Source organism: Brevibacillus sp. FW306-2-1A-C05A, assembly GCF_058781555.1.
Genome location: NZ_JBYSWV010000004.1, coordinates 97,144 through 109,162, shown reverse-complemented (window position 1 = coordinate 109,162; position 12,019 = coordinate 97,144). Strand labels below are relative to the sequence as shown.

Below are 12,019 nucleotides of genomic sequence, written 5' to 3'. Positions count from 1 at the left end.
GAACATTTTCCCTTAGATCGAAAGGATCGTGAATGAATATGACATTGTTGAAATCCGTTACTTCCAGCCTGCTCGGCACAGCCGTATTGCTGACCGCCGCTACTGCACCCGTCCTGGCAGCTTCTCCTGCCGCGACAGCCAAGCCTGTGCCTGCCGTACAAGCGCAAAAGCCGCAAGCAGCCGGAGTGGTGTTCACCCCGAAAACTTTGACCGTCAAATCAAAAGAGTTCGAGGGCAAGGTGACGATCCCGGTCATTAGCGGGTTGAAGGATAAAGCTTTTGAAGCCAAATTGAACGCCGACCTGCTCAAGCAAGCACAGACAGGTCTTGCCGAAGGCCAAAAAGCAGGCAAGCAAGATGCGGCAGAAGCGAAAAAATACGGCTGGGAGCCGCGGCCGCACGCACTCGATATTTCCTATGAAGTACACCAGGCTGGCAAGCTCGTGTCTTTCTCCATCCAGTCGTACATCTATACTGGCGGAGCGCACGGCATGACCGACGTCACCTACTACACGATCGACAACCAGGCCAAAGCGAAAACGCTCAAGCTCGCCGACCTGTTCCAGTCCGGCTACGACTACCGCAGCATTATCAACCAGCTCATCAGCCAGCAGATCAAAGCACAAACAGCAGCGGACGGCTACAATCCGTACAGCTTTGAGAGCATTACAGACGACCAGAGCTTCTCGTTTGAAAACGGCAATCTCGTCATTCATTTCGGACAGTACGAAATTGCCCCATACGCAGCAGGAATGCCTGCCTTCACCATCCCTGCCCATCGCTTCCACAGCTTGCTGAAGCCGGAAATTCTCGCTGCCCTGACTCAGAAGTAAGCCGTTTTTCAATCCAAAACGACACCTGCGCCATGACAGCGGGGTGTCGTTTTTTTTACGGAAAGACTTTAAAGGCTCAGGAGAACCAGCTTTCGAGCTTTTCCCACAGGTAGAAGCGCACCTCTACTTGCGGCGCAGGGGCTGCCGGCTCGCTCATCCCTTGCCCCTCGATCTGCTCGTTTCCTTCCTCTTTTGTTTCATCGTCTACGGCCACTGCATGTCCCGCCCGGGAAACGCTCGCAGCCTGATCGTTACGGTCCGCAGCGTCTTCTCTTTCCAGACGCTCTTGCCGCCATTCTTGCCATTCCTTGCGCTCTGCGACTTCCTGGTCGAGCTTCAATACGGAAGCTGCGGAAGTCGGCTCCGGATTCATCACTGGCCGAAGCTGCTCTGTCCCGGTCTCCGCTGTTGGTTCTGCCGCCTGTACGGCATCTCCGTTTGCCATGTCGATAAAGCAGAGCGGAGGAAACAGTACGCACCACCAGTTTTGCCCTTTCGCCTCGCCGATTTGCACCCGCAGCGCCTCGTAGTTGCCAGCCGGATACACATAAGAGCCGTACAGCTTTGTCGGAAAAGGCACTTGCCCGAAATCGACGACTGCTTTATAGGAAAAGCCGCGTTCGCGGATCGTTTTATCCACAACCTCTTGCAAAACAGGCAACTGGGACGCGACCATTTGCTCTGCTTCCTCAAACGACTTGATGTCTTCCGCCCACGTGTTCATCTGGGCGATCAGCGCATCGCGCACTTCACGCTTCAGCCACTGGTCCTGAACAGAGTCGCTGTTGGCGATAATGCGCAGACGAATTGATTCCTGAGGGATCGGCCCATTATCGAGTACATTGGCCGAAGTAAGCTGTCCCTCCCAGCACATCATAAGCATAAACAAACTGAACGCGATCAACAGCATCCGTTTCATATCAAACCGTCTCCCTCTCTACTGAGTCTTTCGAGCCTTTTCTCTTCTCTCTATAGCCTCAGTATGGACAAGGAGCCGAAAATCCAAACCTCAAAGCACAAACATTCATACAATTTTAGCAAAAAAGGCGAGACGCCCGGGCCATTACCGCCTTACGCCGATAACGACCCGCTCGATTCCCGCCAAATCCGGCACGATCTGCACCTGCTCGATTACGCCAGATGCCTGCAGCAACGTCGCCACATCCTGCGCCTGATGGATGCCTACCTCGAAAGCGACGACTGCTTTGTCCTTGAGCAGAGCTGGCAGCGCCTCGCACAAGCGGCGATAGCAATCCAGCCCGTCGTCGCCTCCGTCCAGCGCCAGACGCGGTTCATGCAGGCGAACCTCTTCGTCCAGCTCGTCCACATCCCGGCTCGGAATATACGGGGGATTGGAGACGAGAATATCTACCTTCTCCCCGGCTGCAAGCAACGGCTGCACCAGGTCGCCTTGCAAAAAGCGCACGGAGGCACCCAGACGCTCTGCGTTTTCCCGCGCGACCGCTGTCGCATCCGGCGATAAATCGACGGTCGTCACCTGCCAGTGCGGCTTCTCCAGAGCAAGCGTGATGCAGATGGCCCCGCTGCCTGTCCCGATATCCGCCACGGCGAGCGCTTCGCTTTCCGGCCAAATAGCCGCTGCCGCAGCCAGCACCTGCTCGACGAGTATTTCTGTCTCCGGCCGAGGGATCAGGACTCCGGGCCGCACCGTGAAGGCGCGTCCGAAAAACTCCTGCTCGCCAAACATGTACTGCAGCGGCTCGTGCCTGCTGCGGCGCTGGCACAGCTCGTCCAGCTTCGCCAGTGTCTCTGCGGCGATCGGCTCTGCCATCGAGATCAAATAGCGCGTGCGGTCCCAGCCCAGGCAGTGGCGAATCATCAGCTCCGCTTCGAACAGCGGGTCCTTTGCCCCTTTTTCCCGCAAAAAGGAAGAAGCCCGTACCTGGGCTTCTCGAATCGTCGTGACATCAGACCAATCAAGCTGAGTGTGCATGGCTTTTCAGAAGCTCCGTCTGTTCATGCAAAATCAGGTTGTCGATCACTTCATCCAGTTCGCCTTCCAGCACCGATTCCAGACGGTGCAAGGTCAGACCGATGCGGTGGTCGGTCACGCGGCTTTGCGGATAGTTGTACGTGCGGATGCGCTCGCTGCGGTCGCCGGTACCCACCAGGCTTTTGCGCGTAGCATCTGCTTCCGCGTTTTGTTGTTGCATGTAGTAGTCGTACAGACGCGCGCGGAGTACGCGCAACGCCTTGTCTTTGTTGGAGTGCTGGGATTTCTCATCCTGACAGGACACCATGATCCCTGTCGGAATGTGCGTTACGCGAACGGCAGACTTGGTCGTATTGACGCTCTGTCCGCCAGCGCCGCTGGAGCAGAACGTATCAATGCGAATGTCTTTTTCGTGAACTTCCACTTCCACATCTTCTGCCTCTGGCAGTACCAGTACGGTAGCCGTAGACGTGTGGATGCGTCCGCCGGATTCTGTCGCCGGAATGCGTTGTACGCGGTGCGCACCGCTCTCGAACTTCATTTTGCTGTAGGCGCCGCGGCCGGACAGCGAGAAGACGATTTCCTTGTAGCCGCCGATGTCTGTCGGGCTTGCTTCCAGCACTTCGATTTTAAAGCCGTGACGCTCGGCAAAACGGGTGTACATGCGGAACAAAACAGCCGCAAACAGAGCCGCTTCATCGCCGCCTGCTGCACCGCGCACCTCCACGATCACGTTTTTCTCGTCGTTTGGATCTTTTGGCAGCAGAAGAATTTTCAGGCGTTCTTCCAACTGCTCCTTGCGCCCAGTCAATTCGCTGATTTCAAGCTTGACCATTTCACGCATTTCATCGTCCAGCTTTTCTTCCAGCATGGCTTTGGCATCATCTATTTGACTCACAACTGATTTATATTCACGGTAGGTCGTCACTGTTTCTTCCAACGAAGCCTGTTCCTTGGACAGCTCACGCAAGCGTTTTGTATCGCTGATGACGTCGGGGTCACATAGGAGATTCGTTACTTCTTCAAAACGCTCTTCAACTGCGGATAAGCGTGCAAACATTGTACTTCACCCCATCGCAAAGAATACTAAGAAACGATTATAACAGATAAATTATAGGAGGAAAGCGAAAATAAGTCAAAGCGCATTATTTCAATGGAAATTTGTTCTTTTTTCGATGCGAAACAGGCCCGGCAATGCCGAGCCTTGTCATACCAGTTCTTGCGTCGCCTGTCAACGGTGAAAGCCTTCATTGGAGGTGACGTGGAAGTCATAGCGCGGAATTTTTTGCTGGAGAAGCGCAATTACCTCCTGCTCCACCGCTCGCGCCTGACTCGCCGTAATGTTATGCACAAGGTCAAGAGTAACATATGCATTGCCGCCATTCAGTGTGATGCGGGCGTCCTCGACGCCTTTTACGGACTTGGCCATCATCTCCATGTTGTTCATGTCGATTTGCGTATTGCGCACATTGGATTGGCCGATGATGACGTTTGGATTTTGATTGCGCCCCATCAGCGAATCACGATCGGCCGCAGGCGGAGCAGGACGATGGAGAATATCCCCGCTGCGCTCGCCTCTGATCGCCGCCGGATACTGCCCATCCATCGCCTGTGTATTGGTCCCTTTCTCCTGAGTCGCGTTCCGGCCACACCCGACAGTCAAGGCAGAGGAAAGCACGAGGATGCCCAGCACTGTCAGCGCGCTTTTTCCCAAAGGCTTCATTCGCACGAAAAAGCCACCTCCTGTTTTGCTTAGTCTGCGCAGTGCCTTTCAGGCTCATGCACACCTGCAGCCAGGGGTGGCTTTTTCCTGCTGATTTTCGTCAGCGATTTGCCGGGGGATGGTAGTAATGCTTGCGACAGACGCTGCTGTACGTGTCGTTGCCAGCAATTTCAATCGTCTCTCCGGTGTAGACAGGTTGTCCGTTTTTGAATTTGAGAATATGCGTCGCTTTTTTGTTGCAGTACACGCACACTGTTTTGATCTCTTCGACTTTGTCCGCTTCACAGAGCAAGGCGGCGCTGCCGGGGAAAAGCTCGTTCTTGAAGTTTTTCAGCAAGCCGTAGACGATGACGGGAATGCCCAACTGATCGACAATCGCCACGAGCTGATCCACGTGATGGCGGCTGATGAACTGCGCCTCGTCGACCAGCACACAGTGCGGCTTTACCGTCTCGGCTGCGACTATTTCGTACAAATTCGTCTCTTCGCTGATCGGAATTGCCTCTCTGCTGATGCCTACCCGCGAAGCCACTTTTCCCACCCCATACCGATCATCGACGGCTGGCGTGAACACCACTACTTTTTTGCCGGATTGCTCGTAGTTGTGAGCGACTGTCAGCAACTGAATAGATTTGGAGGCATTCATTGCCCCGTAACGAAAATATAATTGTGCCACGTCTCTATCTCCCTTTGCCTAAAGCTGATTCATTTTCGCGTCATGGCGTAGCGGTCTTTTGCCTCTTGAAACAAAGACATAGCCAGCTTCCGTCTGCTCGCATGATCGACGCGCGGAACGGGATAGTCAATTCCTAGCCTGCATCCCGCTTTTTCCTGCACATGCTCAGGCATCTCCCAAGGCTTATGGATATATTGTAGAGGGACTTGCCGCAGAACGGGAAGATATTTTTTGACAAAGGTTCCGTCCGGATCGAATTTTTCCCCTTGCGAAACCGGATTGAAAATGCGGAAGTACGGCTGCGGGTCCGTCCCGGTAGAGGCGCTCCATTGCCAGCCGCCGCAATCATCCGCAACCGATTGTGCATCCAGCCCGTTTCGTTCAACTGCTTCATCGCGGCATCGACAATCGGATAGCCCGTCTCGCGAGCGAGCTGGCAGAGCACGTCAGCCGGATTCCCCCGATGGCCGTCATCGTTTGCCCCCTTGCTGCCCGAGATGATTTTTGCTCCAGAAAAAGACAAAACCAGGCAGATCGCTCTACCTGGTTGCTCCAATCCCGTCTGATTAGGACAGATTGTATTTGCGTTTGAAACGGTCTACACGGCCGCCAGCATCCACGAATTTTTGTTTTCCAGTGAAGAAAGGATGGCAGTTGGAGCAGATCTCCACTTTCAGCGCTTGTTTCACGGAACCGGATTCAAATTCGTTACCGCATGCACATGTAACGGTTACTACATTGTACTTAGGATGAATACCTTGTTTCATCTCGCTACACCTCTTTCCGCCCTGAATCGTTTGCCGAAACAGAGTTATATAAACACATACAAGATAGTAGCATGCTGTCAGCCGAAATGCAACAGGTTGACCGCTCAGGCCATGTTTTTCCTGCGGCGCAGCTCTGCCGGCGGAATGTGCGTAAACGACCCGATCACGACATCCGGCAGCTCTTGCTGATAGATTTCAATCGCCTGCTTCATGCCGAAGACTTCGCCCTGCGCTTTTGGAATCATCGCCAGATAGCTTTCCGGATCAATGTTCAGGTTGCGCATCTGAATCAGCTTGATACCTGTGCGGCGGATGAAGTTAATCATCGCTTCCATTTCTTCTTCGCGGTCAAAAACACCCGGGAAGCACAAGTAGTTGATCGAGGTGTACACGCCCTTGGAGGCCGCGTATTCCGCAGATCGCGCTACGTTTTCCAGCGTGTAGTTGCGCGGGCGGTAGTAGGCGTTGTAATGCTCGTCAATCGCGCTGATGATGCTGACGCGCATCAAGTCCAGCCCCGCGTCGACGATCCCTTTGATATGGTCGGTCAAGCCTGCGTTTGTATTGATGTTGATAAAGCCCATGTCGGTCGTCGCTCGCACGCGGCGCATCGCCGGAACGATGATCCCGGCCATGGTCGAAGGCTCGCCTTCACAGCCCTGGCCGAAGCTGATAATGCTCTCCGGCGTCTGCAAATGGTGCAGCATGACCTCTACCAGCTCGTCCTCTGTCGGCTTGAAATTCATCCGCGTCTGCGGAGACGGGAAGCCGCTGTCGTCTGGTTGCTCGGAAATACAGCCGTAGCAACCGGCATTACAGGTATAGGAAACAGGCAGGCTGCCTTCCCAGCGGTGGAAAAAGTTGTTGGAGGCCGTCAGACACTCGTACTCCAGCGCACAGTGCGACAGGTGATGCAAAATCCGGTTGTTCGGGAACAGCTCCAACGTCTTTTCCACTCGCTGCCGCAACTCATCCATCGGGAAGTTCAGCGGGTCCCATTTGTAAATGTCGTCGCTCGCTCTGCCTGCTACCCAAAAACGGTCGTCTTTCCATACGACTGCCGAATACCCGAACAGCGGCAGCTTGCTCTCCCTGTTTGTTTTCACATAACCCGGGAGCAAAAGTCGGGTAATCCCTTGCGGAACGAGCGCCCCGACCGCCGTACAGCCGTCCAGCTTAATCATTTCGCCCGTCTCCGGGTCCATTCCGATCGGTACTGTATCCGGCAGGCTGACCAGCGTCGCCCCTTCCGGCAGCGGGATCAGCTCTTCCTCGAGAATTTCTGTCAATATATCGCCGTTGCGCGCCACCGCGAACAAGCCCGGGTGGTCGTAAACATTGCCCTTTTCATCTGCGTACACTAAATACATGGGAAAATCGCCTCGCTTCTTTGCTTTGCCCATTGTAACGCATTGAAAAAGCAATGTAAATTGTGAAGGGTTACCTGCCGAGGTACGGGAGCGGGTTGACCGGCACATCGTCCTGCCTGACTTCAAAATGCAGGTGATACCCGGTGGAATCGCCTGTCTGGCCCATGTATCCGAGGACGTCGCCCGCTTCTACGCTCTGGCCGGGCGTGACCAAAATCGTGCGCATATGGGCATAAAAGGTTTGCAGGCCGTCTCCGTGGTCCAGTACGACCATCCGCCCGTATCCGGAGCGGTTGGCGCCCGCTTCGACCACCCTCCCTGCTTTCGCGGCCAAAATCGGCGTTTTGGCCTCCTGCTCGTTCCACAAATCCACGCCTTTATGCACCTTGCCCCAGCGTGTTCCGAAGCCGCTTGTAATCGTCGCTCCCTCTACAGGCCAATCCATTCGGCCGCGAATCCGCGCCACCACTTGCCTGCTTGCCGCCTGGGTAGTGTTTCGCTTTTGCTGCAGCTCTTCTGCCTGCATCGGCGGCCCTCCGGCAACAGGGATGTACACAACCTGTCCCACATACAGGTTGTCCGACAGCCATTTTAAAAGCGGGTTGCGTTCCAGCATTAGCTCACGGCTGACTCCGTACCTTCTCGCTATGTAATCGAGCGTCTCTCCGCGCTTCACCATATGTGTCACTTCGTCTTTGGTAATAATCAGCTTCATCCCGACAGAAAGCAGATGCGGATTGCTGATTTTGTTCATCTCCACCAGCTTTTTCAGCGTAAGGCCGTAGCGTTCGGCAATTCCGGAAAGAGTGTCGCCCTGGCGCACTGCGTACACCATCGTATTGCTTTTGGCAGCAGGCGCTTGCTTTGTCAAACTCGCGTACGGATTGAACGCTTGAAACAACGCTTGCTCCACGACAGCCTTTTTCGCTTCCGTCTGGCTCTCGATGGGCACAGGAACCTGCACGTACTCCACTGACTCTCTCCTCCCTCTCTTCCAACTCTCCTTACGGTATGCAAAACAGGCAAAAAAAATGACGGCGAGTCATGAACTCACCGTCGTGCCAGCCGTTTTCCCCCGGCCTTGCTGCTTGCTTTCCAGGGTCTGCAAAAATTCTTCGTTTGTTTTCGTGTCCGCCAGCTTTTTGATAAACGAATCGACAAACTCGTTCGTTTCGTTCATGTTTTTGCGGATCATCCACAGCTTATCCAGCTCTTCTTTGGACAGCAGCAATTCTTCGCGGCGCGTTCCCGAACGGCGAATGTCGATCGCCGGGAAGATACGGCGCTCTGCCAGCTTGCGGTCCAGATGAAGCTCCATGTTGCCCGTTCCCTTGAACTCCTCGTAGATCACATCGTCCATGCGCGATCCGGTCTCGACCAGAGCCGTCGCGAGAATCGTCAGGCTACCGCCCTCTTCGATGTTGCGCGCCGAACCGAAAAAGCGCTTAGGACGGTGGAACGCCGCCGGATCAATACCGCCAGACAACGTCCGGCCGCTCGGCGGGATCACCAGGTTGTAGGCGCGAGCGAGACGGGTAATCGAATCGAGCAGGATGACGACATCCTTTTTGTGCTCAACCAGACGCTTTGCCCGCTCCAATACAAGCTCCGCCACCTTGATGTGATTCTCCGGCAACTCGTCAAACGTAGAGGCGACCACCTCGCCTTTGACAGAACGCTGCATATCCGTAACCTCTTCCGGACGCTCGTCGATGAGCAGCACAAACAGATGAATATCCGGTCGGCTTTCCGTAATACTGTTGGCGATTTCTTTCAGGAGCATGGTTTTGCCCGCTTTTGGCGGAGCGACAATCAATCCACGCTGACCCAGCCCAACAGGGGCAAGAAGGTCCATCAGGCGGGTGGAAACACGCTCGGGCGCGGTCTCCAGCACTAGCTTGGTTTGAGGATATAGCGGTGTTAAGGCGGGGAAATGAAGACGCTCTGAAGCAGTCTCCGGGTCTTCTCCGTTCACTGCTTCTACTTGCAACAGTCCAAAATAACGCTCGTTTTCTTTTGGCGGCCTAGCCTTGCCCGACACCACATCCCCCATGCGCAGATCAAAACGGCGAATCTGCGACTGGGAGATGTAGATGTCTTCCGAGCTGGGGAGATAGTTGATCGGTCGGAGGAAGCCGTAGCCCTCCGGCAAGATTTCCAGCACCCCTTCCATAAACATCAGGCCATCCCGCTCCGCTCGTGCCCGAAGGATTGCGAAGATCAATTCCTTCTTCTTCAGTTGGGAGTAATACGGGATATGGTACTCCTTGGCCAGCTTATAGAGATCGGTCAGTTTCTTCTCTTCGAGTTCAGAAAGTAACATACATCCACCACTCTTTATTTACTCTTGGAAAGCATGATATAAAGCCAAGCTGTTCGTTTTCCTACAAACCGAGTGACGGTTTGCGTTCCAGGCGGTGGTTTCCTTCAATGAAGCGAACCGTACCCGTTTTTGCCCGCATGACGACAGAATGGGTAGTAGCGCGAGTTCCCTGGAAGCGAACCCCTTTCAGCAATTCCCCATCTGTTACGCCCGTTGCCGCAAAAATGGCATCGTCGCCCTTGACCAAATCATCCATAAACAGCACCTGGTGCGGGTTGCTGAGACCCATCTTGACACAACGCTGAATTTCTTCTTCGCTTTGCGGCAACAGCTTGCCCTGGATTTCGCCTCCGAGGCATTTCAACGCCACCGCAGCCAATACACCTTCTGGCGCTCCGCCGGAACCGAACAAAATGTCTACGCCCGTGTCCGGGAATGCCGTGTTGATCGCAGCCGCCACGTCCCCGTCGGAAATGAGGCGAATGCGGGCACCTGCCTCGCGAATCTCGTGAATGATGCGAGAATGACGGTCACGATCAAGCACGATCGCCACCAGGTCGCTGATGTCTTTGCCCTGTGCCGCAGCAACGGCTTTCAGGTTGTCGCGAATCGGCGCGTTGATGTCGACCTTGCCAACCGCTTTTGGCCCTACTGCCATTTTTTCCATATACATGTCAGGAGCATGCAGCAAATTTCCGCGGTCCGCAATCGCAATGACAGAGATTGCGCCCCATGTGCCTTTTGCCAGGATATTCGTCCCTTCCAACGGGTCGACAGCCACGTCTACTGCTGGCGCTACCCCTTGGCCGAGACGCTCGCCGATATAGAGCATCGGCGCTTCATCCATTTCGCCTTCCCCGATTACGACTACGCCGTCCATTGGCACTTTTTCAAATTCCTTGCGCATGGCGGTCGTCGCCGCGTCGTCGGCCTCGTCTTTTCGTCCAAGCCCCATCCAACTGGCGGAAGCCAAAGCAGCCGCTTCGGTTACGCGTACCAGTTCAAGTGTTAAACTGCGTTCCATTCTGGAAGACTCCTCTCCTGATGATTGGTTAACGCTGCGGGCTTTCTGTGTGCTGCAAGCCTACCCGCGTCACATCGGCACCCAGCATTTGCAGCTTGCCCACCAAGTTTTCATAGCCGCGGTCGATATGTTCAAGACCTTCCAGCTCTGTCGTGCCGCTCGTAGCCAGCCCTGCGATAAACAGCGCCGCTCCGGCCCGCAGGTCAGAAGCTACTACCTTGGCTCCGTTCAGCTTGCTTCCGCCTTCGATGACAGCGGAACGTCCCTCTACCTTGAGCGTCGCTCCCATGCGCCGCAGCTCATCTACATGGCGAAAACGCGAGCTGTAGATGTTGTCCGTCACGATGCTCGACCCTTTGGCAAGAGTCAACAGCGTCGTGATCGGCTGCTGCAAATCGGTCGGAAACCCAGGGTACGGACTTGTTTTCACATCAATGGGACGATAGGAATCCCGTCCGACCACCTGAATGCAGTCATCCATTTCCATCACTTGCGCGCCAATTTCGCGCAGCTTCGCCGTCAGCGACTCCAGATGCTTGGGGATCACGTTTTCGACCAGTACATTGCCGTTCGTCGCCGCTGCGGCAATCATGTACGTCCCCGCTTCAATCCGGTCCGGAATAATCGTATGCCGGCAGCCGCGCAGACGCTCCACGCCCTGGATGCGGATGACATCGGTGCCTGCGCCTTTGATGTTTGCCCCCATGTTGTTGAGCAGTGTCGCCACATCGACAATCTCCGGCTCGCGGGCAGCGTTTTCAATAATGGTCACGCCGTCTGCCTTGGAAGCAGCGAGCATGATGTTAATCGTCGCTCCGACGCTGACGAGATCGAGGTAAATTCTCGCGCCTTGCAGACGACCGTTCTTGGCCCGAATAGTCATCACGCCGTTTTTGTTCTCCACCTCGGCGCCCATCGCCTCAAAGCCTTTGATGTGCAAATCGACAGGTCGTGGCCCCAGATCGCAGCCGCCAGGCAATCCGACCTGTGCCTCTCCGAATTTGGCGAGCAAGGCTCCCCACAAATAGTAAGAGGCGCGCAGCTTTTTGATCTTGCCATTGGGCATGAGCATCAGCTTCATCAGGCGCCCATCGATTTCCATCCAGTCATCTTCAAACAGCACGTCAGCTCCCATTTCCCTCAGAAGCCCGTGGTAAATATCTACATCCTGAATACGGGGCAGATTTTCAATAACTACAGGTCCATCCGCCAGCAACGCGGCTGGAATCAGTGCGACTGCGCTGTTTTTGGCTCCGCTGATGGTTACCGTCCCCGCGAGCGGTTTTCCACCATTGATAATCAGCTTATCCATGCATCGCTCTCCTCAGGTGTAATCGGGAAAGAAGCAC

The 12,019-nt window shown here is 54.9% G+C and carries 13 protein-coding genes; 1 reads left to right on the top strand and 12 read right to left on the bottom strand.

Annotation, left to right across the window (positions count from 1 at the left end; all coding sequences use genetic code 11):
• Window positions 1–38: 38 nt before the first annotated feature.
• A complete protein-coding gene (locus tag AC3WJN_RS05515; RefSeq protein WP_035317500.1) occupies window positions 39–833 on the top strand; it encodes a DUF3298 and DUF4163 domain-containing protein in 795 nt (264 codons plus the stop codon).
• A gap of 76 nt (window positions 834–909) precedes the next feature.
• Here AC3WJN_RS05515 and spoIIR read toward each other — a convergent pair whose 3' ends face one another.
• The 12 genes from spoIIR to murA all read right to left on the bottom strand — a co-directional run bounded on the left by spoIIR (window position 910) and on the right by murA (window position 11,982).
• Window positions 910–1,752 (bottom strand): stage II sporulation protein R, encoded by an 843-nt coding sequence (gene spoIIR / locus AC3WJN_RS05510; protein ID WP_007786087.1) that lies wholly within the window; start codon window positions 1,750–1,752, stop codon window positions 910–912.
• Between the two features lie 144 nt (window positions 1,753–1,896).
• Window positions 1,897–2,787, bottom strand: a complete 891-nt coding sequence (gene prmC, locus AC3WJN_RS05505; protein WP_007786089.1) for a peptide chain release factor N(5)-glutamine methyltransferase — start codon at window positions 2,785–2,787, stop codon at window positions 1,897–1,899.
• Window positions 2,771–3,847 carry a peptide chain release factor 1 gene (prfA, locus tag AC3WJN_RS05500; RefSeq protein ID WP_005827797.1) on the bottom strand — a complete coding sequence of 359 codons (1,077 nt, stop codon included), beginning with the start codon at window positions 3,845–3,847 and terminating at the stop codon, window positions 2,771–2,773. Before prfA ends, prmC begins: the two co-directional genes overlap by 17 nt.
• A 171-nt stretch (window positions 3,848–4,018) precedes the next feature.
• Entirely contained in the window at window positions 4,019–4,516 is a 498-nt protein-coding gene (locus AC3WJN_RS05495; protein WP_007786092.1) for a hypothetical protein, read from the bottom strand.
• Between the two features lie 94 nt (window positions 4,517–4,610).
• Window positions 4,611–5,186, bottom strand: coding sequence for a thymidine kinase (locus AC3WJN_RS05490; protein WP_005827801.1), 576 nt, complete (start codon window positions 5,184–5,186; stop codon window positions 4,611–4,613).
• Between the two features lie 29 nt (window positions 5,187–5,215).
• Window positions 5,216–5,557 carry an FAD-binding domain-containing protein gene (locus AC3WJN_RS05485; protein WP_242507491.1) on the bottom strand — a complete coding sequence of 114 codons (342 nt, stop codon included), beginning with the start codon at window positions 5,555–5,557 and terminating at the stop codon, window positions 5,216–5,218.
• Between the two features lie 195 nt (window positions 5,558–5,752).
• Window positions 5,753–5,953 (bottom strand): 50S ribosomal protein L31, encoded by a 201-nt coding sequence (rpmE, locus tag AC3WJN_RS05480; protein ID WP_005827805.1) that lies wholly within the window; start codon window positions 5,951–5,953, stop codon window positions 5,753–5,755.
• A 104-nt stretch (window positions 5,954–6,057) separates the two neighbouring features.
• The gene (locus AC3WJN_RS05475; RefSeq protein ID WP_005827807.1) at window positions 6,058–7,323 is read right to left on the bottom strand and encodes a radical SAM family protein; all 1,266 of its coding nucleotides are present in this window, start codon (window positions 7,321–7,323) and stop codon (window positions 6,058–6,060) included.
• Window positions 7,324–7,393: 70 nt separating this feature from the next.
• A complete protein-coding gene (locus AC3WJN_RS05470; RefSeq protein ID WP_007786096.1) occupies window positions 7,394–8,296 on the bottom strand; it encodes a M23 family metallopeptidase in 903 nt (300 codons plus the stop codon).
• A gap of 69 nt (window positions 8,297–8,365) precedes the next feature.
• Window positions 8,366–9,646: a transcription termination factor Rho gene (gene rho, locus AC3WJN_RS05465; RefSeq protein WP_005827812.1), complete on the bottom strand. Its 1,281-nt coding sequence runs from the start codon at window positions 9,644–9,646 to the stop codon at window positions 8,366–8,368.
• A 61-nt stretch (window positions 9,647–9,707) separates the two neighbouring features.
• The gene (gene glpX, locus AC3WJN_RS05460) at window positions 9,708–10,670 is read right to left on the bottom strand and encodes a class II fructose-bisphosphatase (RefSeq protein ID WP_005827814.1); all 963 of its coding nucleotides are present in this window, start codon (window positions 10,668–10,670) and stop codon (window positions 9,708–9,710) included.
• Between the two features lie 28 nt (window positions 10,671–10,698).
• Window positions 10,699–11,982 (bottom strand): UDP-N-acetylglucosamine 1-carboxyvinyltransferase, encoded by a 1,284-nt coding sequence (gene murA / locus AC3WJN_RS05455; protein ID WP_005827816.1) that lies wholly within the window; start codon window positions 11,980–11,982, stop codon window positions 10,699–10,701.
• Window positions 11,983–12,019 lie beyond the last annotated feature (37 nt).